Source organism: Pedobacter nototheniae (assembly GCF_032678625.1).
GTDB classification, from domain to species: Bacteria; Bacteroidota; Bacteroidia; order Sphingobacteriales; family Sphingobacteriaceae; genus Pedobacter; species Pedobacter nototheniae_A.
On the sequence record NZ_JAVTSO010000005.1, the window covers coordinates 362,982 to 389,799 of the forward strand.

The window sequence follows — 26,818 nt, forward strand, 5'->3', positions numbered from 1 at the left end:
TTACCTTAAACATTTTACCTTTGCGCAATGAAATATCTTATAGTTGGCTTAGGAAATATTGGACCTGATTATGCACATACGAGGCACAATATTGGTTTTGATATTGCCGATGAACTGGTTAAAGGTTTGGGTGGCAGTTTTGAAAATATCAGATTAGCTTATTATTCGGAAGTGGGTTTTAAAGGTAAAAAACTGCATGTAATAAAGCCAACCACTTTTATGAATTTGAGTGGAAAAGCAGTTAACTATTGGATGAAAGAACTAAAAATTGCGCCCGAAAATGTGCTGGTGATCGTTGATGACCTCGCTTTGCCTTTAGGAAAACTCCGTTTAAAGCTACAAGGAAGCAGCGCAGGGCATAACGGCCTTAAAAGTATAGAAGAGGTATGTGGTGGGCAAAACTATGCGCGTTTGCGTTTTGGAATTGGCAGTGACTATCCAAAAGGACGTCAGGTAGATTTTGTTTTGGGTTTATTTGATAAAGAGGAACAGCTGGAGCTTCCTGCATTAATTGATAAAAGTGTAGAGCTGATTAAAAGCTTTGTAACGATAGGTCCTGCCCATACGATGACAGCATTTAATAAATAAGCATTAAATGACGATTCCTGTTAATTCAACTCGCAATAACGATTGGTGATAAACAAAAAAAGACCATCTTTCGATGGTCTTTTCTCAAATATAATTTTTAATACTTATTTAATTTGTTCCTGTGCTCTTGCAATGTAAGCATCAACTAATTGTGCTTCCTGGCTCTCAGGGTATTGCGTTTTGATTTTAGTGTAGGCATCAACAGCACCTTTAAAGTCTTTTAAGTTTTCGTTCACCAAGCCTAATTTTTTCAAAAACATAGGTGAAGTAAATTTACTGGCTTTATCTGCTGCTTTTTTATAGTAAGTAACAGCTTGTTTATAGTCTTTCAACTCGCTGTAAGCATCACCTAATAAGCCTAAAGCTAATGGATCAGCAACCGGGCTTCCGGTAGCGCTGTATTTGCTTAACGATTCAATCGCTTGTTTATATTCGCCTTTACGTAGGTAGATACCACCTAAATATAAATTAGCAAGGTTAGCCGATTTAGTATTGTCATACTCTTCAGCAATTTTTTCTAATCCCGGGTAACCGCCTTCGCCTTTTAAAGCTTTGGTCGATAAAGAATCAACACCTACATACTGTTCTGCTCTAAACATTTTGCTTGCAGCTTCTTCAGCACGGTTTTTTAAGTATACATTTTGATACCAAAAATAAACACCGATTAATAAAACTACAGCTCCTGCTATAAATAGTAAGCTTTTATTGTTTTCCTGTAAAAAAGAACCTTTTCTAATAGGTTGAGTTGTCTGATTATCTGTTGTAGACATGTTTGTTTAAAAAATTGAGATTGCAAAAATACATTTTTCAGTCAAAGTATCAACCTTTATTTTGAAGTATTTAATTAAAAATCACCGATATCCGCTAAATAAGGCTGAATTTTTTTTAATATTTACAGAAAGCTTGATAATAAGGCGTTTTTATCTTTATACAAAGGCAATTCGCCAGAAAAATGATTGCGGCAGGTTTAACATTGATAATGTAAAATGTTTAACGCAATAATCTGATCAGTGTATTAAACCAGTCTTTATTTGCGGTAAATATACCGTTGTAGTTTATCATCATATAAATGGTTAATACATCAGCCATACCCGGCGAAGCCTTAATCCTGATGGGTTGCCAAAATGCTCCGAAATTTTTAACAGAAGATGCCGGAAACAAATCGTCAAACCCAATAAATACTTCTTCAATATCGCGTAAGGGTAAAACCAAATCTTCATCTCCGGTTATAGAAAGGCTATGATTGGTTAGTAAAATATCACCCTCATGGTGGTGTAGCGGGGGTAAAAAAGAAAAAAGTCCTGCAATTTTTTTTATCCAGCTGGTTTTAACGTTAAGTTCATGATCGTAAGACCATAAGACATTTCCTTCCAGTAATTTTTGAGCAACCATCTATTTATAAATCTTTATATAAAACTACAATTTTTCTTTGCTCCTGCAACCTTATTTTAAGTATTTAACCGTAGTCTGATTATTTAGAGGCTAAAAAACGGTAAATTGCGGGATATTTATGTGGTTAAAAAATATTACGCTTCTAAATTTTAAAAATTATGCGGATGCAGATCTCCAATTTTCGGAAACTGTAAACGTTTTTACCGGCAATAATGGCTCGGGTAAAACCAATATGCTCGATGCAATTCACTATTTATGCTTGTGTAAAAGTTATTTTAATCCAATAGATGGCCAGCAAATAAAGACTGCCGAAGATTTTTTTATGGTTCAGGGCGATTTTGATCGAAGTGAAAAAAATGAAAAAATCAGCTGTGGTGTAAAACGCAACCAAAAAAAACAATTTAAACGCAACAAAAAGGAATACGATAAACTGGCAGATCATATTGGTTTATTTCCTGTAGTAATGGTTTCTCCATACGATGTAAACCTGATTATGGATGGGAGTGAGGAAAGAAGGCGTTTTATTGACAATGTAATTTCACAAACCGATTCGCATTATCTCGATCAGCTGATTCATTACAATAAGGTTCTGCAAAATAGAAACGCTTTGCTCAAGCAAATCGCAATTACAAAAAGATATGATCCGGCTTTGCTCGAGATTTTGGATGAGCAACTGGTTGGATCCGGAAATAAAATATTTCATCTGCGTAAAGCATTTATGAACGACTTTATTCCACTGTTTGATCAATATTATACTTACATTACCGATAACAAGGAGAGTGTAGAACTTAATTATCAATCGCAGCTTAATGAAAGCGCTTTTGGGCAACTGCTCCAAAAATCAGTTGAAAAGGATAGGGTACTGGAGCGTACTACTACAGGTATTCATAAAGATGAACTGGCTTTTGTAATTAGCGGTATGCCTTTAAAGAAATTTGGCTCCCAAGGACAGCAGAAATCTTTTTTAATTGCTTTAAAATTAGCTCAATATGCCTATTTAGCCAAAAATAAAGGATTTAAACCTTTGCTTTTACTTGATGATATTTTTGATAAACTTGATGATAACCGCGTGCAGAAGTTGATGCAAATGGTTTCTCATCACGATTTTGGTCAGATCTTTATTACGGATACGGGAATAGAAAGAGTGAAATCAGTTTTTAAAAAAATAGAAGTTGCTGTAACTTTGTTTGAAGTAGAAAATGGAATTATAAAACATGCGTAAACCTAATGATGTAACCTTAAAAGATGCCATTGGCAAAATGCTTGATGTGTATCGTTTACGCCGTAAATTTGATGAAACTTCTATTTTAGCCATCTGGCCCGAAATAATGGGGACGGCAATTGCAAACAGGACTACCCAGATTTATATCCACGATAAAAAGCTTTTTATCAGGATTGAATCTTCTGTAATTAAAAATGAATTGTTAATGGTGCGCCAGGGCATTATCCAGAAACTGAATGACCATGCGGGCAGTATTGTAATAACCGAAATGGTTTTCTTATAGCTTTTTTAGGGTGTAAGGCTTTAAACCTTACACCACGTTATGTTTTAAAGTGTAGCTATTTTTAGCTTTTACCACCTCCGAATATCTTAGCTAAGATCCAGATAATTAAAGCCAGTACAACTACTACTATAATAATTCCAGACCAAACGCCCGCTTTAAATATTCCCTCTATCATTTGGCAACTGCCTAATGTGCTGCATAAAAATGCAATAAGTACTAATGGAAATGCTCTTTTCATATCTAAATAATTTTGTATTAAGCTAACACAACATAGATATGAAAAGTTTTCAGAAATGATTATTTACCGTTTACTTTCAGTAATTCAACTTCAAAAACCAATGTACTGTATGGAGGGATATCCTGTCCGTAACCACGTTCTCCATAGGCCAGGTTATAAGGAATAAAGAATTTGTATTTAGAGCCTGCCGGCATTAATTGTACACCTTCTGTCCAGCCTTTAATAACCTGGTTAAGGGTAAAAGTAATGGGTTCACCTCTATCGTAAGAACTATCAAATTGTTTTCCGCTTAATAAAGTTCCTTTATAGTGCACTAAAACAGAATCGGTTGCTTTAGGTTTAATACCGGTGCCCGCCGTTAAAACTTCATACTGTAAACCACTCGCTGTGGTTTGTACACCCGAACGCTTTTTATTTTGCTCTAAGAAATTTTTACCTTCAGTTATATTTCCTGCAAATTTTCCTTTATTCGCATTTGCCAAAGCTCCGTTTATAGCCAGTTGGGCTTGTTGCTGATCCAATAAAACTTTACCACCCGTAAAAGCATCTTTTAAGCCTTTAAGCAGCACTTCATAATTTAAAGTAGTTAGGCCTGTTGTTTTTAATCCTGCACCTATAGAGGTTCCGAAAGCATAGCTTACAGAGTCTAATGGCGATTTCATTGTGGTTACTGTTGTTGATTTAGTTGTGGTAATTGCTTTTTTTGCAACAGGCTTCTTGGCCGCTGTTTTGGTTTGTGCAAAAGATGCAACTGCTGCACCTGAAATAAATATTGTTAAAAATGCTTTTTTCATATTGTGTGTTGCTTTATAACCTGCAACTATAGGCGTTTAATTCGATCGAAAGATACAAACTCTTTTAAAACAATAAAACCCCGAAAATCGAGGTTTTATATGGTTTTTTAACTGCAGCTTAGAAACGCTCATCAGCTTTGAAGAAAAAGTTTCCTTCAATTTCTGCGTTCTCATCTGAATCAGATCCGTGAACAGCATTTGCATCGATAGATTTTGCATATTTCTGACGGATTGTACCTTCTGCAGCTTCAGCAGGATTAGTAGCACCGATTAATTTTCTGAAATCTTCAATTGCATTATCTTTTTCTAAAATTGCAGCAACAATAGGTCCTGAAGACATAAAACTTACTAAATCTTTGTAGAAAGGACGTTCAGCGTGTACTGCATAAAACTGACCAGCAGTTTCTTCAGTAAGCTTAGTATATTTTAATGCAATGATTTTGAAACCCGCATTGGTAATGTCGTTTAAAATTGCGCCGATATGTCCATTTGCTACTGCATCAGGCTTAATCATGGTAAAAGTTCTGTTCGTGCTCATCGTGTTTGATATCAAATTTTCTGCAAAAGTACAATTAATTACCGAAAGACAAATTTTTACTTAAAACAGCTGTCTAAAATATCTTGTTAATCAACAACTTGTATGAAATTTAAGAGTTTTTAATTTTTATTTAAATTAATTATAAATAACCTTTTGGTTTTTAAAAGCTTCTGTTATCTTTGCGCAATTTAAAATCAATCTAAATAGAAGCATGTATAAAACATTTACCCAATTTTTAAGTTTGTTAAGCCTCTTTGTAATTCTGACTATTGGAAGTACAAATGCACAAACCAAATCAGCTATAATTTCAGGGAAAGTAAGTACCAGTGATGGGAAGCCAGCGCCTTATATAAGTGTGGGCTTAAAGAACACCGGAAAGACTGCAGAAACAGATGAGGAAGGAAATTTTTCCTTTAAAAACCTGACTGATGGTAGTTATATAATCAAGATTTCCGCTGTTGGCGTAGCTACTCAGGAGAAAAAAGTGTCGGTTGCAGCAGGAAAAACTGTAAATGCAGATTTCTCAATCGCTGAGTCGGCATCTCAATTGGATGAAGTTGCTGTTAATGGGTACAAAACACCCAATAAAAAACCGGTAAACCTGGGTAAAGTGGCTATTGCACCTATTGATTTACCTCAATCTGTACAAATTATCGGAACTCAGGTAATTGCCGATCAGCAGGCTAATCGTTTGGGCGATGTAATGCGCAATGTAAACGGTGTAGCTTTAGGCGCTAACCGTGGTTCGGTAGGCGAAAATTTTTATGCAAGAGGTTATAGCCTGGGAGCAAACAATGTATTTAAAAACGGTGCACGTACCACTATTGGTGGTAGTCCTGAAGCCAGTACTTTAGAATCTGTTGAAGTATTAAAAGGAAGTGCCGCGTTACTATACGGTGGTGTGAGTGGTGGTGCAGTTGTAAATATGGTTACTAAAAAGCCAAAATTTGAAACCGGTGGTGAAGTTTCTTTAAGAGGTGGTAGTTACGATTTATATAAAGCAACAATCGATTTATACACGCCATTATCTAAAAAAGTTGCTTTTCGTACCATCGAAACCTATGAGAATGCTGGCAGTTTCCGGGATCAGGTAAAGTCTGAAAGATTTTATATCAATCCGTCTGTATTGTATAAAATAAGTGAAAAAACCGAACTATTGGTTCAGGGCGATTATCTGAAAAGCGATTTTACACCGGATTTTGGTATTGGAACATTAGGAAATCAAGTTTCCCCATTAGGAAGAAATGCTTTTTTAAATACAAATTGGGCATATAATGAAACCGGTACAACAACGGCACAGGCAAATTTAAACCACAAATTTAACGACAACTGGAAATTGAATGTGATTGCTTCATTTCAAAGTTATGCAAGAAATTATTTTGCTGCAGAGCGTCCGTTTGCAGCAGCTGATGGAATTTTAAGACGTGCACTTACCAGATCTAAAACCAATGAGTACACCTATAATCAACAAGTTAACTTAAATGGCCTGTTCAGTACTTTTGGAATTAAACATACTTTGGCCATTGGCGCCGATGCAGATCAATCTAAAGTAATTACTGGTGCTTATAGTGGTAAAATTAATCCATTAACCTATACCGATCCGGTAACGAAGGCCAAATCAAGTTACTATGATCAGGTAAATTTACTTAATCCTTCATCATTTAATATCCCAACTAATTTTACAATGCCAGAAACCAATCTGCTAACCAACACTAATGCAGTGGTGTACAGAATGGGTGGTTTTGTACAGGATTTAATTGAACTTACCACACAATTTAAAGTTTTGGCAGGTGTGAGGTGGACTTTTCAGAAAACACCAACAACTTCTGTAAATAATGTAGTAACGGGCGTAACCACGGCAGGTACAGTGGCAGATAAAGTAGATAAAGCATTTTCACCTAAAGTAGGTTTAATTTATCAGCCCATAAGTACAACATCAATCTATGCAAGTTATTCGAATAACTTTACTTCAAATGCAGGAATTGATATCGCAACAAACGCTCCAATGGATCCATCAATTATTGATCAATATGAAGCAGGGGTTAAAAATGACTTTTTGGGCGGAAGGCTTTCAGCTAACCTAACTTATTATAAAATTAAGAACAATAAATTTGCACAAACGGCACTTGCAGATGCTACTAAGCGAGAGTTTTCGGGGAGTACTGAAAGCGATGGTTTAGAGATTGATTTAACCGGTACAATTGTTAAAGGTTTAAACTTTATTGCCGGCTACAGTTATAACTACATGCGTTATACCAGTACTTTAGCAACTACAGGCGTTGTTGAGGGCGAACGTTTGGTGGGTACAACTAAAAATACGGCAAATGGATCCGTGTTTTATACTTTCCCTTCAGGATTAAAATTTGGAGCATCTGCTTATTATGTAGGTGATCGTAACGGGGGTAGAAACACAACTAAAAACAATTCATCGTCGGGCATTATTCCTTTAGGTGCATTTACAACAGTTGATCTTTCAGCAGGTTATGGCTGGAAAAAGCTTTCTATTTTAGCTAAACTTTCTAACATCACCAACGAGCTTAATTATTATGTGCACGAAAATTATAGTGTAAATCCAATACCTCCACGCCAGGTGGTGGCTACCTTAGCCTATAAATTCTAATCCATAACTAAATATTTAAAGCTGGCCATTCTATTAACAGGATGGCCAGTTTTTTTATAAAGTGATCCGTTTTAACTGAATGGGTTAACGTTAAAAAGAGGTTAAAAACGAAAGGTTTAAATATCATCTAATTAATGTGAAAATTACTTAGCTTTGCCACGCAAAAATTATGTTAACACTACCCGAATTAAAATCAATACTGGCTACGCCAAAAAGAATTGTAATTACCACGCATCATAAACCTGATGGCGATGCAATGGGTTCATCTTTAGGTTTATATGGTTACCTGATCCAAAAGGGGCACCATGTTAAAGTAATTACCCCAACAGATTACCCTAATTTTTTACATTGGATGCCAAACAATGCCGATGTAATTATTTATACAGAAGAACAGGAAAAAGCCGCTAAATTAGTCGATGAAGCCGCATTAATTTTTTGTTTAGACTTTAATACCTTAAGCAGGATAAATGAATTAGGCGAACTGGTAAGAGCGGCTGGAGCTAAAAAAATCATGATCGACCATCATCTTGAACCGGAAGATTTTGATGATTACCGCCACTGGGACATTAATGCCTGTGCTGCTGCACAATTGGTTTATGATTTTATTGTGAACCAGCTTGAAGATGAAAAAGGCATTAGCAAAGATGTTGCAACCTGTTTATATACGGGGATTATGACCGATTCGGGCTCGTTCCGTTTCCCTTTGGCTACTTCTAATGTTTACCGCATTGCAGCTAACCTGATTGATTTAGGTGCCGAGCACTGGAAAATACACCAGCTGGTTTACGATAATGCAAGCGAAGATAGGTTGCGCTTTTTAGGCTACTGTTTATCCAATAAACTGGAAGTTTTAAGAGAATACAATACTGCAATTATTTCTGTAACCAAAGAGGAACTGGCTAAATACCACAGCACCACAGGAGATACAGAAGGGGTTGTAAACTATGCGTTATCAATCAATGGTATCCGTTTGGCTGCTCTAATTATAGAGCGTACCGATAAGGTTAAATTATCTCTAAGATCGACAGGAGATTTCCCGGCGAACGAGATCTGCAAAAAATATTTTAATGGTGGCGGGCACAGAAACGCAGCCGGGGGGGCTTCAGATAAACCATTAAACGAAGTAGTAGAAGAATTTAAATCAATCCTGGTTGAATATAAAAACCAATTAATTGCATAATAAAAGAAATAAAAAATAAATTAAATAACCAATAAAAACATTAAAAGTTAAATTAAGTAAATGAAAAAAGGAATTATTATTCTGGCAGCAGCAACATTAGGATTAGCTGCTTGTAAGCAAGAGAAAAAAGGCGCTGGAGGCTTATTGTACACCATTTATCATTCTGATGGTAAAGAAAAAATCAAGGAAGGTGATATCGTTAAAATGAACTTTATCCAAACAAATGATAAAGACTCTGTATTAGCGAGTACTTACGAAAATGAAATGGCACAAGTATTTCCAGCTCAAAAGAAAATGTATGCTGGTGATATGAATGATGTTTTAACCCTTTTTGGTGAAGGCGATAGCGCAAAATTTAAAATTAACCTGGATACTATGGCTTTTTACAGCAAACAGCCTAAACCAGAGCAATTTAAAAATGATAAATACATCACTTTTACCATTAAAGTTGAAAAAGTATTTAAAAAGAATGCTAACGAACCAGATTCTTTATTCAGAAAAAGAGCTTCAGAGTTTTTTCAAACGGATTATAAAACCTCAATGGACGTTAAGAAAAAAGCTGAAGAAGGAAAAATTAAAAGTTACGTAGCAGATAACAAATTAAAAACAACAACAACTGCTTCTGGTTTGCAATACATTATCGAAAAACCAGGAACTGCTGATCGTGCAGTGCTTGGCGATACCGTTGAAGTAAACTATACCGGTAGATTAACCAAGAAAAACAAAAAAGGTACTTATACTGTATTTGATACAAGCGACGAGAAAACAGCGAAAGCTGAAGGTAAATTCCAGGCTGGAAGACCATACGGACCAACTAAAATGGCTGTTGGCGGTACAATCCCAGGTTTTACAGAAGCGCTTCAATTAATTGGTAAAGGCGGTAAAATTGTGGCAATTATTCCTTCTAACTTAGGTTATGGAGAACAAGGTGCTATGCAAGCTGGTATTATGCCTTATAGCCCAATTGTTTTTGAACTTGAAATTAAAGACATTAAAAAAGGTACTGCACCGGCACAACCAGTAGTTGCTGCCCCTGTAGTTAAGAAATAAAAATATCAAACGAAGTTAAAAGTCCTGCCTATTAATTTAGGCAGGACTTTTTTGTTTGGAACAATACATTTTACACTGATTTTATAACATACATATTATTATAAACTATATTTGCGGCATCATTAACCTATTAATAAGATTAAAAAATAAAAAAATACAGATGAAAAAAGGGATTGTAATTGTATTGGCGGCAACTTTGGGTTTGGCTGCTTGTAATAACTTCAAAAAGGGTGAAGGCGATATGACCTACAAAATTTACAAAAGTGAGGGTAAGCCAAAAATTCAGGAAGGCGATTACGTAAAGTTAAATGCTGTACAATCCGTTGAAACTAAAAGCAATGGCGATTCTACATTAGTGAATACATACGATAATGAGCGTCCTGCATTTTTTCCAATTGGAAAACCAATGTTTAAAGGAGATATGGTTGCCGCATTAAAATTATTGGGTGAGGGCGATAGTGCTGTATTTAAGTTAAACCTTGATTCAATGGCTAAATACTCCGGGCAGCCAAAACCGACAGGTTCAAAAGATAACTTTTCTACTTTTGTAGTTAAAATTGAAAAGGTTTTGCATAAAGCCACTAACGAAGCCGATTCTGTTTTTGAGAAAAAGAAAAGAGATTTCTTTGAATCGGAATACAAGGTTTTAATTACTAAAAACAAAGCAACAGAAGAAGGTAAGATAAAAAAGTACATTACTGAAAATAATTTAACACCTAAAACTACGGCTTCGGGTTTACAATATGTGATTGAAACTCCAGGTAATATCGAACGTGCTGCCTTAATTGATACTATTGTAATCAATTATACCGGTCAGTTTACAAATAAAAAAGGTAACGGAAAACTGAATGTATTTGATACTTCTGATGAAAAAATAGCAAAAGAAGCGGGGATTTATTCGCCGAGTGCACAGTATGCACCACGTCCAATGCCTTTAGGTCAATTGCCGCAAGGTTTTATCGAAGGGGTACAATTAATTGGTGCTGGTGGAAAAGTTAAAGTTATTCTTCCTTCAAAATTAGCTTACGGTGAAAATGGCGGTGGCCCGATTAATCCATTTACGCCTTTAGTTTTTGATATCGAATTAAAGCAGATTATAAAAAGTACAGCCCCAGTTCCTCGGGCAAAATAGTTATTAGAATCGCATAGAAACCCTGGCAATTTAATTGTCAGGGTTTTTTTATGGGTTATTATGAGTGTGTTTAAGTAAATTGGGTAGGTTCTTTCTTATCCATTCAACACTTTAAAGTTGCTTCGTGCCTTGCAATGAATATAAAAAAGCCACGACAATGAATATCGTGGCTTTTAAAATAGATTATAAATTTTTAAGCTTGAGGTTCTAAGTACTGCGCATAACAATAACCTTCTTCGCCATCGTTAGTGCGTACAAGCCACCATAATTCGTTACTTCGGTTTACCAAGGTAATAACTTCTCCATGTGCCGCCTTGCCAACAATTGGTTGATCTGTACCAGGACCTTTTCTGATGTTTAAGTTGCTGCTTTCAGTAATTACTTTGGCATGGGTAACCTCAGCATCAATGGCAACATTTACATTTAAAACTAAATCACCTGTGGCAAAGTTTGGATCTATCTGGTTATAAATTTCCCAAAGATGATCTTTTGTAGCACCATCCGGAGCGGTGCCATCAACATATAAAATACCATCCTGTTCACGCACAGCTAAATCAGCAATTCCTGCTGTTGTTGCAGCATTTGTTAAATCTGCATATTTTTCTTCTAATGACATGTTTCTTGTTATTTTACAGTTAATTTATTATCGATTTTTTTTGGTTTTAATGCACTGATATGTTGCATTAAAGTAATCAGTGAAGCTTTTTTAATTTCGCCTGTTAAAGTAACTACCCCATCTTTTACATCAGCCTTAACTGTTGGGAAATCTTTAACCGCATCAACAACATTTTTGCTTAATGTTGGGTCTTCGGCAATAATAACCGGAGCAACAGGCTTAATGGTTAAACTGTTGACTACAGATTTAGCGCCTTTTTCTGCCTTTGCAATTTTTTCAGCTTCTGCTTTTGCAGTTTCATCTGCTACTTCGCCGGTTAAGGTAACATTACCCTTTGCTACTGCAACAGTAACACCTGCGGCTTCTTTCGCCTGGATCGCAGTTTTCAGATCGACATCTTTAGGGCCACAGCCTACAAAAAATAGACTGGAGGCAATAGCCATACTCATTAAAAAATTAGTTGTTTTCATCTTTTTGTTTTAACAGTGGTTAATTAATTATTAAATAAGATTTAGAATATATCGGGATGATTCTACTATTATAATAAACTAAAAAAGGATGATTTTGATTTAACGAATATAAAGATTGTGTTTAAATTGGAAATGAAATAATAAATTTATTTCCCAACAAAGGTTTATGGAATGTAGAAAGCGGGTAATAAAGCGATGGAAATCATTCAGGCTTTTGAATACTTAAAAGCCTGAATGATTTGGTTAATTATTTTGTTCTCTTGTTTAACTCCGTAATGGGCATACTAATTAAACGCCCGATAGCTTGTTTGCCCCGGTAAGTAATTACGCGTAATAGAGTTGCGTCCTTAGGTGGAACCAAAGCACCGGTATATTTGGGGTAAAAACGATCAGGAGTAGAGTTGTCGAAACTGTAGTAAATGTCTAAGCCATCAATCTCAGTGGTTAATTCGATCATTAACTGCTTGTCAGGCGAGCGTTTTACATTAAAAATGGGATCGTAAATAGCAGGAGAATATTTGGTTTCAGAAAAATCTAAACGTTTAAACTGTTGTTCTGTGCGATCGGTGAAGCTAGTCCAGTTTTTCTTTTCAATAGGGCTCCATACCGATTCTGAAATAGCAAAGGCACGTGGCCAGATCATATATTCTACCTGACGGATGTTATACACCTGTTCTGTCCAAAGATTAGCTTGCCCACCCATTACATATCTGGCATCAACACCAGCAGGTACTGGGTTAAACTGATAAACTTTGTTTAATCTAAGTGAGGCATAAACTTTCGGCTCCGTAATCGCATCAGCCTGCATGTAATCAAGATAAGCAAATTCAGTCGGGCTCATCACCACCTGATGTTTATCATTTGCGGCCTGTATGCCATATTTCATGCCTCTCCAGCTCATTACAGCAGCAGTTGGAGAAACCCCTCCATCCAAAATTTCATCCCAGCCCATAAATTTCTTGCCTTTGGAAATTACAATCTGTTCTACCCGTTTTTCGAAATAGGCCTGCACCTGCGGTATGGTTTTTAAGCCTTCGCGTTGCATTAGTTGTTTAATCTGATCATTTTTCTCCCAGAAATTGTGCGATGCTTCATCGCCACCCATATGGATGTATTCAAAAGGAAACAGTTTAGCAATTTGGGTAATTACGGTATCTAAAAAAGTATAAACCTTTTCGTTGGCAGGGCAAAGCGTATTGTCTACAAGTGCAATGGGTGGTGCACCACGGCTCCAATCCATAATCTTTTCTCCTGAGCGAACTTTATAATTTACGGCTTCAGGTGTGCATGATAATTCAGGATATGCAGCAACAGCCGCTAAGCTGTGCCCGGGAACATCAATTTCGGGTAAAATATTTACAAAACGTTCCTGCGCATATTGCACCAGTTCTTTAATATCTTCCTGAGTATAAAAACCACCATAAGTACGTGGTTCATCAGCGGTTGGTGGAATAAAATCACCAAAAGTTCCTGTTTTTTTAACACTCCATGCGCCAACTTCGGTTAATTTAGGCAAACCTTTAATTTCTATCCGCCAGCCTTCATCATCGGTTAAGTGTAAATGCAGTACGTTAAATTTATAACGAACCATATTATCAATAAACTGTTTAACTTCTTGTTTGGTAAAAAAGTGCCGCGCTACATCAAACATTAAACCTCTCCACACCAGTTTCGGGTAATCAATAATATCTACGCATGGCGCTTTCCATTTTACATTATTGACCAGCTCTTTACTTTCTATCTCAGCCGGAAACAATTGAATTAACGATTGTACACCATAAAAAATACCAGCAGGTTTATTTGCTGTAATTACAATTTGAGTAGGGTTAACATTTAATTTATAACCTTCTTTGCCCAATTGAGCTTCTTCCTGGCTATTTAAAATTAATTTAATAGTAGGGTGGGCTGCATTACCTAAGGTGCTTACAAATTTGCCTGTTGCGTTGGTGATCTTTTCCGATAAATAGTCAATAGCTTCTTTAAGCTCGCCATTTTTTTGTGCCTGAATAATTACATTTTCTGGTAAAGTAAACGTTCCGGCCTTTTTCATTAAAGAAACAGGTTCAGGAATAATGGCGATAGGTGTTTGTGAGATCATATCTTCAGCATCGCCAATTTCGGTTTCGCTTACTATAGATTGTGAAAAAGAACTTGCCGATAGGATACAGCAAGAAATCAATAGAAATAATTTCTTCATTAATATTAAAATACGGATTAACCAATGAGTATTAATCCGCAATTTATTAAAAAAGAATTGAGTTTAATAAATCATGATCATTTAGAATGAACGATGGCACTTATAAAAGCCTCGTGCAGGTTTTTACTAAAAGGACTTTGCTGATCTTTTAATCTTTCAGGATGCCATTGAACAAAACATAAAAAAGATTTTCCTTCAGGATGTAATCTTTCCATAGCTTCAGCAATTCCGTCAGACGATATGGCGCTTACAACCAAATTTTTGCCCATTCTATCTGTACTTTGATGGTGATTGCTGTTTACAAGCCCTTTGTCGGTATTAACAATCTGATTTAACCATGACGATGGGTTGATGATTATTTCGTGGTAGCGGTCGCTCTTATCGGGCATTTTAGCATGATCGAATTTACCCCAGGTTGCAATATCAGGAATTAATGTGCCGCCAAAATATACATTGCCAACCTGCATCCCCCTGCAAATACCTAATAATGGAATTTGATGCTTTTCAGTATAATCTAAAATTTTAAACTCAAATTCATCACGCAGCTCATCAATATCATCTTCGTGGCAATAATGGTAATATTCTGTATGGTTATAAAAACGAGGATGCACATCTTCTCCTCCGGTTAAAACAACGCCCTGACAGTGTTTTATCTCATCAAAGTTGTTAAGTTTATAACCCAGTTTAATTACTTCAACCTGGTTATTATACGATAAAACCCAGTCTCTGTAAATTTCATATTTGCTACAATCGGTAACGCCTATAATGATTTTATCACTCATAATACTTTAATCAAACTTTCAACAGCTAAAGATAAAAAAAGCATAACGCCTAAATATCTTAATGCCAACTTTATATTTTGATAAAGGAATAAAATAATGCTTTAGGTATATATGTTTCTAAAACTAATTTAGAAACATCAGTTTTAAGGGTATAAAAAAGCCGGTTGTAAAACAACCGGCCTTGATTTTAATCTGGATTTTGATTTCTGTTAATAATCTGGGTATCCCTCGTGTTCTTTTGGACGGATATGGCTCCAAAAAGGGAAAGTAAAAAGGCAAAGGCATAAAAACCCTTTTCGCTGGGTAAAAGAGTCGCATTCCAAAGTCCGATAACCAATAATGCAATGGTTAAAATGGTCGAAAACCAACTTAATCCATAATAAATATCGGTAACGGGAATGCTTTCCAGCTTATCCCTAACTGCTTTTTGTAAAGATACAACGGCAAAAAGCCCAAACATCAATACGGTAAAATAATATCCTTTTTCGTTTAGTAACATGTCCGATCGCCATAAGCCTATAATAAAGCCTATCATACCGATCCCTAAGGCAATCCATGCAGCTGCAATGAATGCGTTTGATGGTTTTTGATTCATCCTGGTTAGATTTAGAGTTTTAATTTGTTGATGTAGAAACGTTAAATAATAATTATTGGTATTTTTTTGTTGAAAAATATCTTTATAACCCATGCTCAAAACAATATCTGCATTTAACCCATTTTAATTAACAGATTAGATTATCTTAGTTATATGCAAACCCTATTAACATCCGTTCAAATGCGCCAAGCAGATGAATATACCATTGCCCATAAACCAATTGCTTCTGTTGATTTGATGGAACAGGCAGCCCGGGCATTTGTAAACCAATTTATAAAGGATGAACCAGATACCAATAAAAGCATAGCTATTTTATGTGGTAAAGGGAATAACGGGGGCGATGGACTGGCAATTGCTTATCTTTTGCAGGCCGCTGGCTATAAAAAATTAAAAGTATATCTGGTTAATTTTTCAAAAAAGGAAAGCGAGGATTATACCATTAATTTGCAAAGGCTTGAAGAAACCAATTGCCTAAAGGTGAAAGTAGATGAGCCGGCAACATTTAAAAAGGCCGACGCTGATTTGATTATTGATGCCATTTTGGGTTCGGGCCTAAATAAGCCTTTAACGGGCGATTACTTAGAACTGGTTACCACAATTAATCAGCTCAACAAAAGGGTTTATGCGGTTGATGTTCCAACAGGTTTTTTTTCGGAAGGTAAAATGCCAGAACCTTATCATGGAATTAAGGCTTTTAAAACCATTTGTTTTCAAAGGGCTAAAATCAATTTTTTCTTCCCTGAGTCGATAAAGGCAACAGAAAAATTTCAAGTGGTTGAAATAGGCTTGGATGAAGATTTTATTCAGAAAACTAAATCCGATTTTTATCTTGTTGAGAAATCTGATGTTAAACAAAAACTAAGGCCAAGAAAGAACTTTACGCATAAAGGCACCTACGGGCATGCCTTAATTGTAGCGGGTAATGCTGAAACAATGGGGGCTGCGCTGCTTTCGGCAATGGCTTGTTTACATGCAGGGGCCGGTTTAACTACCGCCTGTATTCCGCATAGTGGTTTAACGGCCTTAAATACAGTTTTACCCGAAGTAATGGCATTGCCAAGAGATGAATATACACGCATTGAAGATCCGGCTAAATATCAGGCTATTGCTATTGGTCCTGGTTTGGGTACTTCAAACGAAAATGAAAAGCTTTTAGAATCTCTAATTGCAAATAATAAAGCTTTAATTATTGATGCAGATGCGCTTAACCTTTTGTCAGACAGACAGGATTTAATGGAGATTTTACCCAAAAATTCCATACTTACCCCTCATATAAAAGAGTTTGACCGGATTTTTGGAGAACATAAAACCTGGTGGGAAAGGGTAGAAACGGCAAAAAATAAAGCTCAGGAACTTCAGGTTGTTATCGTTCTTAAAAATCAATTTACTTTTATATGTATACCTGACGGAAAAATTATGATTAATTCAACCGGAAATGCAGCAATGGCTCAGGGTGGCATGGGTGACATTTTAACTGGAATAATAGCCTCACTCATTGCCCAGGGTTATCCTTCACAAGATGCAGCTGTAATGGCTTGTTACGTTCATGGTAAAGCCGGCGATGACTTAGCCAATAAAAGAACTGTCGTAACCGCATCGCAGGTAGCTAAAAGAATTTCTAAAGAAATCAAAAAAATAATGGAATAAACACGGTAAAGAAATGCTCAAATAAAAAAGCCTTTGAATATCACTATTCAAAGGCTTTTTTATTTTTATGATATTCTTAACGGACTAAACGTTGCCAAAAACCAACATTTTCTCCATTGTAGGGTTAATACTTCCACCCATTGGTTCAACTGTTACTGCAAAAGCCTGCGCACCTTCTATCGTTTGCATTTTAATTAAAGCCTCTTTGGCCCTGTCATTGCTTCCAAATACGCCTAAACTAACAGGTTTTCCATTTACAAGGGCCCAAAGCTGATATTCATGTGCTTCATCCGTTTTAGGCAAATTCATTGCTGCATAATTTATTAAAACACTTTTGCTTTCTTTGTTCCAATAAACCATCATTTTAGAAGATGGGCTGGTTTTTACACCTTGTAATCTAATTGATGCCCATTCTTTGCTGTCTTGCATGGCAACCATGTTTTCCAGGCCAGCATTTTCAAATTCCAGTTTACTTGCATTTGAAGCAAATTTCTGTTTATCAACATTTAAACTTGCAATTTCATCATGTGCATCATTAAGCTTATTGTATGTAATAAATAATGCTGCCGTACTTACAATGAGTAAAGCTACGCAAGCTACAAGTGCGAAACGCAGCGTTCTTATTTTGCCATTACTGGTATCTAATTGTATAATTTTAGGTTCTTCTGTAGCAACAGGCTCTACCAGCTTTTCTTCTTCGGTATTTAAGCCTAAAGCATCAAATATTCTTGTTTCAACATGGGCTGATGGTTCTATTGCATTTTGCATTGCATATTGCTCCATAGCCTGTTCAATGGAAATAAGTTCATCTCTGACCTCAGGGTGAAGAGACACCATTTCCTCGACCTGTGCTGCTTCTTCAGGCGATAAATCACCTAAAACGTACAGCTCAAGTACTCCAGATTCGATATATGCTTTTAAATTTTCCACGCTCAATTAAAATTCCTTCTCAATTCAATAATAGCCAGTCGTATCCGGGTTTTAACCGTTCCTAAAGGCAAGTCCAACTTTTCTGCGGCTTCTACATGTGTAAAGCCCTTGTAATAAACTAAATCAAGAACGGCCTGCAAATCAGGTTTAAGGTTCTCTACAAGTTGTTTAACGCCAAGTACATCGGGGTTAAACGTAACCTTGTTTTGTTCATCAACGAAACTTACGTTATTTTCTATGTCTTGGTTTTTGAGTGAGTTCTTAAAGTCTTTCGAACGGAGTTTATCTATAGAAAGATTACGGGCAATATTCATCATCCACGTAAATAAACGTCCTTTTGTTTGATCGTAGTGTGCAGCAGACTGCCAGATTTTTACAAAAGTTTCTTGCAAAACATCTTCAGCAAGTTCGGTATGCGTTATAATACGGGAAATTACACCGTAAAGTGCTGACGAATACATGCTGTATATCGTTTTCAGTATTACAGGATCTTTTTGCTGTAATGCTAAAACAAGTTCAGGCTCAGTTAAGGTAGATTTTTTTAATGCGCTCACTAGTTAGCTAATATACAATACTGAACAACAATTCCAAAAAAATGTTTTTATTTAATTCCTTCGATTGGGAAAAGATGTTTCTCCGCGTGGTACGATGAACGAACCAACGGACCGCTTTCCACATATTTTAAACCTTTTTCCAAACCAACTTCTTTATACATGGCAAAAGTATCAGGATGAATCCAGTCTACAACAGGATGGTGGTTACGCGTTGGCTGTAAATACTGGCCCAAAGTTAAAATGTGAACGCCATTGGCTACTAAATCATCCATGGCTTCAAAAATATCTTCTTCAGTTTCGCCTAAACCAAGCATAATGCCGGTTTTAGTGCGTAAGCCGAATTCAGAGATTCTTTTTAAAGCTTCTAAGCTTCTATCGTATTTTGCTTGAACACGCACTTGTTTGGTTAGGCGCTTAACGGTTTCCATGTTGTGTGAAACAACTTCTGGTCTTTCTTCTAAAACCCTGTATAAATTATCCCACTGGCCTTTAAAATCAGGAATTAAAGTTTCTAAGGTTGTAACGGGGCTTTCGCGGCGGATGGCTTGTAAAGTTTCGGCCCAGATAATAGAACCACCATCTTTTAAGTCGTCGCGGTCAACAGATGTAATTACGCAATGTTTAACGCCCATTAATTTAACCGAATTGGCTACACGATTGGGTTCGTCTACATCAACCGCTAATGGCCTTCCGGTTGCCACAGCACAGAAAGAACAGCTACGCGTACAGATATTTCCCAAAATCATGAAGGTTGCAGTACCCGCACCCCAGCATTCGCCCATATTTGGGCAATTTCCGCTCTCACAAATGGTATGCAGCTTATGCGTATCAACAAGGCTACGCACTTGTGCGTATTCCTTTCCAACAGGCAATTTAACCCTTAACCAATCTGGTTTACGTTTAACTTCTGTAACAGCAGGTACTACCGGTAAATCAATCATGTTGCAAAGTTAAGCAATCCTGCTGAAAACTTGTAATAATGAAATGTTTGGGCCTTGTAATGTTTTCTGATTTTAATGAATGAATCTTAAAGGTGTTGGTTATCAGGTAAATCTGTATCCTGATATCATTTTATAACTTCTTTATTATTTTTATAGGTACGGATTTTCTCAACTTTCATGGGTGAAAAAGTATAGTCCGCTATTGTTCCGTTAACAGGCTCGTCATTATAATCTAAAGTTACTTCTCCAATTAATTTGCCGCTTTCATCATAGCTTCTAATCATCCTGTCATCAAAAAATGTTTCTTTCCTGATTCCTCTTATATCGCCATCAAAAATAATCTCCACAGTTTTTTGTTCTCCTATGTATTTGGTTGCCAAATCGTAATCTTCGTTCCAGTCTTCCAATCCTTTGTAATTAAATGTGAGGCTCTTTTCTACAGATCCATCCAGATAAGTACCTTTTGATTTCAATTTTCCATTGAGGTAATATATAGTGAAATTGCCAGTTAATACACCGTTTTTAAAATTAGATTGCCCTATATTTTGCCCGTTTTCTCCATAATAAGTCACCTGGCCTTCAAATTTATCTTCCGTTTTTGATAAAGAGAAGCCTTCAAATTGTAATTTGCCTGATTTATAATAATCTTTAAATAAAAACTTACCATTAACAGTTTTAGGTTCAGGCCTGTAGTAAACCATTTTGTTTTTTGTAGTGGGTTGCCAGTCCGCATCAAAATAAACAGTTTTTCCCTGAGAGAATGAAGTTTTAGCAGCTAATATTAGTGCGAAAAAAGTGATTAACCTGATCATAAATTTTAAATTTATTATTTAAATATACCCTTTGCTTTGTCGATTAAATTGCTTCCCGTTTCTTTAATTTTATTTTTGCCCTTTTCTACAGCCTTATCGTTGGTGTATTCATCAACCGCGTTGGTTAATGATTTTACTTTTCTAACGGCAGCAAAAATTTCGGTGCTATGTGGTACATTTTGTTGTTTCATCACTTTTTCCCAATCTACCTCAGCAAGCTTTGCAAACATATATTTAGCGGCAATTTTGCCAATAAAATATTTGTCGTAAACGCCTTTAAGTTTCGAATCCGAATTTCTTGTTTTTAAATACTCAATCGTTTTATCCGTTGCTTCTCTTTCATTATTGCTCAATAAGGGGCTGTTTCTTAATTTTGTTAAAGCAGAAATCGCTTTTTCCGGGTTTTCTTTTTTGAGGTACAAGTAACTTTCAACACTCCAGATTAATTCATTTTGCAGGCCTAATTTGTCGGCATCTTTTAAAAAAAGTTCAAAATCTTCCATTGCCCTTTCTTCATCTATATCCCGCTCCATCATCAGCCTGTCAAAGCCTCTGAATAGAATATTCATGCTGTGAAAGCCCGTATTTGTTTGTTCGTTACTTAAATTGCCCCAACCAAATAATGCCTTAGTGTAAGGCAAAGGAATATCTTTATGTTTTTCCAGCCAGGTAATATTTCTGGATAAACCATCTTCAGATAAATAAAAAAGCCGGTGGCTAAAAAATAAAAACCCCCGGATAAATTCTAAAAGTGTTTTTTCTTCACTATCCTTTAAATGTTCTGGTTGTGTTTTAGAGCATTCATAAAGTGCAAAATCACGTCCTAAATCTCTTGTAGCCAATACAGCCATGCTTAAAACGGCATGTTCAACATTTTGATAATAAAGTTTATCTTCTTTAACTAATAGTTTTTGAGTTTTAAGGCTATCGCGGTTGGCTGTAAACCCTTCAATGAGCAAGGGAAAAATGTCTTCATCTGTGTTTTTCACAAAATTTTTAACTTTTCGGTAGTCATTGTAAATCAATAGGGCATCTACAACCGAGATATTTTCTTTACTGCCAGGTTTCACATTGCTTAATGTGCGGTTCAGGTTTAAAGATTCGTGAACAAATTTTTTATAAACAGGCATGCTGGTATCCTGTACGGCAGATGACCTAATTGCAATTTTGGCAAATTTGTAAAACAGGATTTTATCATAATCGACATTTGCTGCCAGTTCTTTTTTATCCAGTTCCAGTAAAGCCTCATCAGTTTTATCTTTTGAACAGCCAAAAAGAAATAAGAGAAGAGAGAGAATTAATATATTTTTCATCGGTTTTTGTTAAAAATGCAAATTTTGGGCGCATTAATAGGCTAAATTTATGATTTACACTTGAGATTGATAAACAAAATGATTATTTGAGCACGTTTTCTTGTTTTTTGCCTGCTTTATTTAATTATTTGCGAACCTTATTAAAAGGGTTAGGGCAGTTTCATTCTTAAATATTGCAACTTAAGTGCGTTAATTAAGGTGTTTGGATTTAAAGATTTTGTAAAACTTTGGTTTTGAAGAAGAACATTTCGTTTTTCTAATGTTATTTTAATGTCTTTTTTGAATTGGTGGGTAAAACAACTCTGCTTTGGACTGAACTTTGTTGTTGAGCAAGTGAAAATTGTAAACTATTTCTAATTTTTTAGCAATTTTTTTGAGTTTTAGGGGGCTAAAATTCGTGTTGTGTTTAAAAACCTCCTAAATTTGTAACTCCTTTAAGATAAGATGACAAAAAAGAAAAAGACAGTTGGTAAAACTGACGTAGATGTAATTTTAATTGGGGCAGGCATAATGAGTGCAACCCTTGGTGTATTGTTAAAAGAATTACAACCAGATTTAAGCATTGAAATTTACGAAAGATTAGATATTGCAGCAGCCGAAAGTTCTGATGCCTGGAATAATGCCGGTACAGGGCACTCTGCTTTTTGTGAGTTAAACTATACGCCGGAGAAAAAGGATGGCTCAGTTGAAATTAAAAAGGCTGTTCAAATTGCCGAAAACTTTGAAGTATCTAAACAGTTTTGGTCTTATCTGATTGAAAAGGGATTAATTTCGAATCCTGAGAACTTTATCCGCAGCATTCCGCATATGAGTTTTGTATGGGGGAAAAAGAACGTTGATTATCTTAAAAAACGTTTTGAAGCGATGCAAAACTGTGATTTGTTTAGCGATATGCAATACACGGAAGATAGCGAAGTGATCAAGGGCTGGGCACCATTAATTATGGATGGCCGTAGAAAAAGTGAAAAAATTGCGGCTACAAAGATGGATTTGGGTACTGATGTTAATTTTGGTTCTCTTACCCGCGATATGTTTAATAACCTTAAACAACAAAAAAATGTAAGCTTGTTTTTCAATCACGAAATTCGTGATTTGCAGAAAAATAAGGATGGCAACTGGATTGTTAAGGTTAAAGACCTTGAAACTAAAGATAAGCGTAAACGCATAGCTAAATTTGTTTTTATTGGCGCTGGTGGAGGCTCTTTGCCTTTATTGGAGAAATCTGATATTCCTGAGGGAAAAGGTTTTGGTGGTTTTCCGGTAAGCGGACAATGGCTAAAATGCACCAATGAAGACATTATTGCCCAGCATCATGCTAAAGTATATGGTAAAGCGGCGGTAGGTGCACCACCAATGTCGGTGCCGCATCTGGATACCAGGATGATAAATGGTAAACAGGCGTTATTGTTTGGCCCATATGCAGGCTTTTCGACAAAATTTCTGAAGAACGGATCTTTCCTTGATTTGCCAAAATCAATAAAATTTAATAACATCCGCCCGATGATTTCGGCGGGTTTGCATAATCTTGACTTGACCAAGTATTTAATTGATCAGGTTAGACAGTCGCCCGAAGATAGGCTCGAAGCATTAAAGGAATACTTACCAAAGGCTGAATTGAAAGATTGGGAACTGGAAAATGCAGGACAACGTGTACAGGTAATTAAAAAGGACGAAAAAGAAGGCGGTATTTTAGAATTCGGAACAGAGGTAGTAAGTGCTGCTGATGGTTCTATTGCGGCGCTATTAGGTGCATCTCCAGGAGCTTCAACTGCAGTTTCTATTATGTTTGATTTATTAAGCCGTTGTTTTAAAGAAGATTTGGAAACCCCTGAGTGGCAAGCAAAGGTTAAAGAGATGATTCCGACTTACGGGCAAACTTTGGCTGATAACACCACGCTTTGTAAAGAAACCAGAAGCAGAACTTCTAAAATTTTAAAAATAAACGAGGCTTAGCAGCGTACATTATGCTGAATTTGTTTGTGCATTTGCGCTGCTTATTTAATGATATTTTATTATAAACAAAAAGGGCTTTGAATATTCAAAGCCCTTTTTGTTTTATGTTTTTTAAATTATGCCGCAATTACTTCTGCAACTTCTTCTGCTGATATATCACTGTGCGATGCTTCCAGGATACAATCGCCATCTTTGATTAATAATATTTGTGGAGATTGGTGCGCAACCTGAAAGGTTTCAGCAATTTGATTGGAAATATCGCGGTAACTAATTAAATCAAGAAAATATAATTTCGTGCCAGCAGGGATTGTTTCCCAGTCCATTTCAAAGTTTCTTTTAGCCATTAAGCTAATGGAGCAACGTGTACTGTGCTTAAAAATAAGGTTGTAACCACCTGCATTTTTAATTTCTGCAAGCTGTTCCATTGAAGTTAAATTAACCCAGGTCATAATTTTATAAATATTTTAATACTAAAACACCAGCAGAAATAGAAAGTTCTGTGAATTGAAAAAGATGAGTTTAGAATGAAAAAAGAATTAATTTCTTCTGCGCTTGCCTTCAGGATAAGAACCATAGGCAGGACAAAGTTTAGAAGAACAAGATTCTAAAATGGTAATGGAGCAAAATACTGCCAATAATAAGATGGCTACTTTTTTCATCAGATTATAATTAATTTAAAGATTATGAAACAATCGTGGGCATATTAATACGTACGAAACTTTCATGTTAAGCGGGTTAAATTTTTAAAAATTATAACGCTTTTCAGGGTTATAAACTTTAAGTTTCTAAGTTACAAATACTTTATTAAAACGCAAGGTTAAATCCGCGCAGAAAAATCAGCCATTTTTATTGCTGTAATTGCCGCTTCATCTCCTTTATTACCATGTTTGCCACCAGCCCTGTCTTGAGCCTGCTCGAGGTTATTGGTTGTTAATACGCCAAAAATAACTGGCTTACTGTATTTAATACCCACATTTGTTAAGCCATGGGCCACTGCATCGCAAATAAAATCGAAATGTTTTGTATCGCCCTGTATTACACAGCCCAGGCAAATAACACCATCTAAATCATTTACCTTACTCAACAAAATTTCTGCACCACCAGTTAATTCAAAACTTCCAGGAACAGGCAAAGAAATAATATTTTCTTCTTTTACACCGTTTTCGATTAGGGTTTTTAAAGCACCATTATATAAAGCTCCGGTAATATCGGCATTCCATTCTGCTACAATAATGCCGAATTTATAATGAGCACCATTGGGCACGGTAGTGTGAGAAAAGTCGGATAGATTTTTTAATTGTGTTGACATGTGACAAAGATAGTGCTAAGCAGGGAATGTTAAAAGCCCCGAATGTTTAAATGTTGTAAGTTTTAAGCTTACTTTTTATTTGCGTAAAGTTTAATTTTTTGGTGCAGCACATTTACCTTAAATGGTTTGCCTACAACATCATTTGCGCCAGCTTTAATGGCTGTTTCTTTATCTTTATCGAGTACACCTGCAGAAAAAGTAATAATAGGGATTTGGTTTTTGCCGGGAATATGTCCTAAACGGATTCTTTTTATGGCTTCTAAGCCATTCATTACCGGCATGTAGGTATCCATTAAAATAATGTCGTAATCGTTATCTTTTAAAACATCTAAAGCTTCCTGTCCGTTTTCTACCACCATTGTTTCGGCATCCCAGCTATCCAGCAGTTTTACAATTAAAAATTTATTAATTGGGTTATCTTCGGCAACCAGTATTCGAATACCTTTTAGGGAAGTTAGAAAATCAGGCTCAACAACTTCTTTTTCTACACTCATGCCCTCAACAAATTCGTACCAGCGGGTAAAACTAAAAGTACTGCCTTTTCCTTCTTCACTTACCACATTCAGTAGCCCGCCTTTTAATTCGGCCAGCTTTTTAACAATAGATAAACCAAGTCCTGTTCCTCCGTATTTGGCAATTGTCTGGTCTTCTGCCTGTTCAAAAGATTCGAAAATTTTACTCAGGTTGTTCTCAGATATGCCGATTCCTGTATCCGTAATGGCAAAATTAATCTGCGCATTATTGCTCTTTTTGTTTACTACTTCTACTTTTAGGGTAACACTTCCTTCACTGGTAAATTTAATGGCGTTGCTTAGCAAGTTCATTAAAATCTGGTTCAGGCGTAAAGAATCTGCAATGATAATATAGGGTAAATCATTATCTATTTCCAGGATAAGGTCTATGTGTTTTTCCTTTGCTCTTATGTTTAAAAGATTAATGGCTTGCTGCACCAGCTGGCGAATATCGGTTTCGGCAAAATTAATCCGGAATTTACCGGCTTCAATTTTCGAAATGTCTAATATGTCGTTAATTACACCCAGCAATGAATCAGATGATACACTTAGTAAGTTAATGATTTCCTTTTGGGCATCATTTAGCTGACTTTTTTCCAGCAGATGAACCAAGCCAATAATTCCATTAATTGGGGTGCGGATTTCATGGCTCATATTGGCTAAAAAATTTTCTTTGGCTCTTTTACCTTGTTCAGCTTCTTCTTTAGCTTTAATCAGTTCGCCCTGAAAATGTTCCAGTTGAATGTTTTTTCTTTTAATTTCCCGTTGGTTCCTAACCAGTTGTACAAAAGAATCTACTTTTGCCGAGGTAATATACGGATCCAGGGGCTTATACAAATAGTCTATTGCGCCAACATTTAAGCCTTTAATGGCATATTTGGTTTCAACAGATATGGCGGTTACAAAAATAACCATGATCTCTTGTGTCCTTGGATTATTTTTTAGGATTTCGACCAGTTCAAAGCCATCCATACCGGGCATCTGAACATCTACCAGTGCAATGGCAATATCCTTTTCCCAACAAATACGTAGCGCTTCGTTTGGCGATGTTGTGGTAATTATATTAATATCATGCTGATGAAGCAAAGCTTCGAGCGCAACTATATTTTCCTGCTTATCATCTACAATCAGGAGATTAAGCTTATTCATA

28 protein-coding genes are annotated in these 26,818 nt (G+C 36.1%); 9 read left to right on the top strand and 19 right to left on the bottom strand.

Annotated elements, in window-relative coordinates; translation table 11 throughout:
* The first annotated feature begins 27 nt into the window (after positions 1 to 27).
* Positions 28 to 588, top strand: coding sequence for an aminoacyl-tRNA hydrolase (pth, locus tag R2Q77_RS16315; RefSeq protein ID WP_316804793.1), 561 nt, complete (start codon positions 28 to 30; stop codon positions 586 to 588).
* A 104-nt stretch (positions 589 to 692) separates the two neighbouring features.
* Here pth and R2Q77_RS16320 read toward each other — a convergent pair whose 3' ends face one another.
* Together R2Q77_RS16320 and R2Q77_RS16325 are read right to left on the bottom strand one after the other, a co-directional pair.
* Positions 693 to 1,358 carry a tetratricopeptide repeat protein gene (locus R2Q77_RS16320; RefSeq protein ID WP_316804794.1) on the bottom strand — a complete coding sequence of 222 codons (666 nt, stop codon included), beginning with the start codon at positions 1,356 to 1,358 and terminating at the stop codon, positions 693 to 695.
* Positions 1,359 to 1,578: 220 nt separating this feature from the next.
* Positions 1,579 to 1,980, bottom strand: coding sequence for a hypothetical protein (locus R2Q77_RS16325; RefSeq protein WP_316804795.1), 402 nt, complete (start codon positions 1,978 to 1,980; stop codon positions 1,579 to 1,581).
* 118 nt (positions 1,981 to 2,098) lie between these two features.
* Between R2Q77_RS16325 and recF the strand changes: the two genes are divergently transcribed.
* Complete coding sequence (gene recF / locus R2Q77_RS16330; protein WP_316804796.1) at positions 2,099 to 3,202, top strand: DNA replication/repair protein RecF; 1,104 nt, start codon at positions 2,099 to 2,101, stop codon at positions 3,200 to 3,202.
* The gene (locus R2Q77_RS16335) at positions 3,195 to 3,485 is read left to right on the top strand and encodes a DUF721 domain-containing protein (protein ID WP_131538605.1); all 291 of its coding nucleotides are present in this window, start codon (positions 3,195 to 3,197) and stop codon (positions 3,483 to 3,485) included. The genes recF and R2Q77_RS16335 overlap by 8 nt, the downstream gene beginning before the upstream one ends.
* A 61-nt stretch (positions 3,486 to 3,546) precedes the next feature.
* On the opposite strand, the gene R2Q77_RS16340 is transcribed toward R2Q77_RS16335, so the two are convergent.
* The 3 genes from R2Q77_RS16340 to R2Q77_RS16350 form a co-directional block, all read right to left on the bottom strand.
* A complete protein-coding gene (locus R2Q77_RS16340; protein ID WP_165585842.1) occupies positions 3,547 to 3,723 on the bottom strand; it encodes a hypothetical protein in 177 nt (58 codons plus the stop codon).
* A gap of 59 nt (positions 3,724 to 3,782) precedes the next feature.
* Positions 3,783 to 4,517 carry an FKBP-type peptidyl-prolyl cis-trans isomerase gene (locus R2Q77_RS16345; RefSeq protein ID WP_316804797.1) on the bottom strand — a complete coding sequence of 245 codons (735 nt, stop codon included), beginning with the start codon at positions 4,515 to 4,517 and terminating at the stop codon, positions 3,783 to 3,785.
* A gap of 118 nt (positions 4,518 to 4,635) precedes the next feature.
* Entirely contained in the window at positions 4,636 to 5,055 is a 420-nt protein-coding gene (locus R2Q77_RS16350; RefSeq protein ID WP_131538607.1) for a nucleoside-diphosphate kinase, read from the bottom strand.
* Between the two features lie 211 nt (positions 5,056 to 5,266).
* Here R2Q77_RS16350 and R2Q77_RS16355 point away from each other — a divergent pair, with 211 nt between their 5' ends.
* The 4 genes from R2Q77_RS16355 to R2Q77_RS16370 all read left to right on the top strand — a co-directional run bounded on the left by R2Q77_RS16355 (position 5,267) and on the right by R2Q77_RS16370 (position 11,037).
* The gene (locus R2Q77_RS16355) at positions 5,267 to 7,675 is read left to right on the top strand and encodes a TonB-dependent receptor (RefSeq protein ID WP_316804798.1); all 2,409 of its coding nucleotides are present in this window, start codon (positions 5,267 to 5,269) and stop codon (positions 7,673 to 7,675) included.
* A gap of 169 nt (positions 7,676 to 7,844) precedes the next feature.
* Positions 7,845 to 8,855, top strand: coding sequence for a DHH family phosphoesterase (locus R2Q77_RS16360; protein WP_316804799.1), 1,011 nt, complete (start codon positions 7,845 to 7,847; stop codon positions 8,853 to 8,855).
* 60 nt (positions 8,856 to 8,915) lie between these two features.
* Entirely contained in the window at positions 8,916 to 9,905 is a 990-nt protein-coding gene (locus R2Q77_RS16365; RefSeq protein WP_316804800.1) for an FKBP-type peptidyl-prolyl cis-trans isomerase, read from the top strand.
* A gap of 160 nt (positions 9,906 to 10,065) precedes the next feature.
* Positions 10,066 to 11,037: an FKBP-type peptidyl-prolyl cis-trans isomerase gene (locus R2Q77_RS16370; RefSeq protein WP_316804801.1), complete on the top strand. Its 972-nt coding sequence runs from the start codon at positions 10,066 to 10,068 to the stop codon at positions 11,035 to 11,037.
* A gap of 193 nt (positions 11,038 to 11,230) precedes the next feature.
* Here the strand turns inward: R2Q77_RS16370 and R2Q77_RS16375 are convergent, their stop codons facing one another.
* From R2Q77_RS16375 to yiaA, 5 genes are all read right to left on the bottom strand, one after another.
* The gene (locus R2Q77_RS16375; protein WP_316804802.1) at positions 11,231 to 11,653 is read right to left on the bottom strand and encodes an SH3 domain-containing protein; all 423 of its coding nucleotides are present in this window, start codon (positions 11,651 to 11,653) and stop codon (positions 11,231 to 11,233) included.
* Positions 11,654 to 11,661: 8 nt separating this feature from the next.
* Positions 11,662 to 12,123 (bottom strand): BON domain-containing protein, encoded by a 462-nt coding sequence (locus R2Q77_RS16380; RefSeq protein ID WP_316804803.1) that lies wholly within the window; start codon positions 12,121 to 12,123, stop codon positions 11,662 to 11,664.
* A 247-nt stretch (positions 12,124 to 12,370) separates the two neighbouring features.
* Entirely contained in the window at positions 12,371 to 14,320 is a 1,950-nt protein-coding gene (locus R2Q77_RS16385) for a beta-N-acetylhexosaminidase (protein ID WP_316804804.1), read from the bottom strand.
* 77 nt (positions 14,321 to 14,397) lie between these two features.
* Positions 14,398 to 15,102, bottom strand: a complete 705-nt coding sequence (locus R2Q77_RS16390; RefSeq protein WP_316804805.1) for a gamma-glutamyl-gamma-aminobutyrate hydrolase family protein — start codon at positions 15,100 to 15,102, stop codon at positions 14,398 to 14,400.
* A 187-nt stretch (positions 15,103 to 15,289) separates the two neighbouring features.
* Entirely contained in the window at positions 15,290 to 15,697 is a 408-nt protein-coding gene (yiaA, locus tag R2Q77_RS16395; protein ID WP_316804806.1) for an inner membrane protein YiaA, read from the bottom strand.
* A gap of 153 nt (positions 15,698 to 15,850) precedes the next feature.
* On the opposite strand from yiaA, the gene R2Q77_RS16400 reads away from it, so the two are divergent.
* Entirely contained in the window at positions 15,851 to 17,344 is a 1,494-nt protein-coding gene (locus tag R2Q77_RS16400) for an NAD(P)H-hydrate dehydratase (protein ID WP_316804807.1), read from the top strand.
* 84 nt (positions 17,345 to 17,428) lie between these two features.
* On the opposite strand, the gene R2Q77_RS16405 is transcribed toward R2Q77_RS16400, so the two are convergent.
* From R2Q77_RS16405 to R2Q77_RS16425, 5 genes are all read right to left on the bottom strand, one after another.
* The gene (locus R2Q77_RS16405; RefSeq protein WP_316804808.1) at positions 17,429 to 18,274 is read right to left on the bottom strand and encodes an anti-sigma factor; all 846 of its coding nucleotides are present in this window, start codon (positions 18,272 to 18,274) and stop codon (positions 17,429 to 17,431) included.
* Positions 18,275 to 18,276: 2 nt separating this feature from the next.
* A complete protein-coding gene (locus tag R2Q77_RS16410) occupies positions 18,277 to 18,828 on the bottom strand; it encodes an RNA polymerase sigma factor (RefSeq protein WP_316804809.1) in 552 nt (183 codons plus the stop codon).
* Between the two features lie 47 nt (positions 18,829 to 18,875).
* Positions 18,876 to 19,769 (bottom strand): lipoyl synthase, encoded by an 894-nt coding sequence (lipA, locus tag R2Q77_RS16415; protein WP_316804810.1) that lies wholly within the window; start codon positions 19,767 to 19,769, stop codon positions 18,876 to 18,878.
* Positions 19,770 to 19,894: 125 nt separating this feature from the next.
* Entirely contained in the window at positions 19,895 to 20,581 is a 687-nt protein-coding gene (locus tag R2Q77_RS16420; RefSeq protein WP_316804811.1) for a hypothetical protein, read from the bottom strand.
* Positions 20,582 to 20,595: 14 nt separating this feature from the next.
* Positions 20,596 to 21,894 carry a hypothetical protein gene (locus R2Q77_RS16425; RefSeq protein WP_316804812.1) on the bottom strand — a complete coding sequence of 433 codons (1,299 nt, stop codon included), beginning with the start codon at positions 21,892 to 21,894 and terminating at the stop codon, positions 20,596 to 20,598.
* Positions 21,895 to 22,338: 444 nt separating this feature from the next.
* Here R2Q77_RS16425 and R2Q77_RS16430 point away from each other — a divergent pair, with 444 nt between their 5' ends.
* Positions 22,339 to 23,847, top strand: coding sequence for a malate:quinone oxidoreductase (locus tag R2Q77_RS16430; protein ID WP_316804813.1), 1,509 nt, complete (start codon positions 22,339 to 22,341; stop codon positions 23,845 to 23,847).
* Between the two features lie 116 nt (positions 23,848 to 23,963).
* Here the strand turns inward: R2Q77_RS16430 and ytxJ are convergent, their stop codons facing one another.
* The 4 genes from ytxJ to R2Q77_RS16450 form a co-directional block, all read right to left on the bottom strand.
* Entirely contained in the window at positions 23,964 to 24,296 is a 333-nt protein-coding gene (gene ytxJ / locus R2Q77_RS16435) for a bacillithiol system redox-active protein YtxJ (RefSeq protein WP_316804814.1), read from the bottom strand.
* A gap of 87 nt (positions 24,297 to 24,383) precedes the next feature.
* A complete protein-coding gene (locus R2Q77_RS16440; protein ID WP_316804815.1) occupies positions 24,384 to 24,506 on the bottom strand; it encodes a hypothetical protein in 123 nt (40 codons plus the stop codon).
* A gap of 158 nt (positions 24,507 to 24,664) precedes the next feature.
* Positions 24,665 to 25,156, bottom strand: coding sequence for a 6,7-dimethyl-8-ribityllumazine synthase (gene ribH / locus R2Q77_RS16445; RefSeq protein ID WP_316804816.1), 492 nt, complete (start codon positions 25,154 to 25,156; stop codon positions 24,665 to 24,667).
* A 68-nt stretch (positions 25,157 to 25,224) separates the two neighbouring features.
* Positions 25,225 to 26,817: a response regulator gene (locus tag R2Q77_RS16450; protein ID WP_316804817.1), complete on the bottom strand. Its 1,593-nt coding sequence runs from the start codon at positions 26,815 to 26,817 to the stop codon at positions 25,225 to 25,227.
* Between the last annotated feature and the right edge of the window lies 1 nt (position 26,818).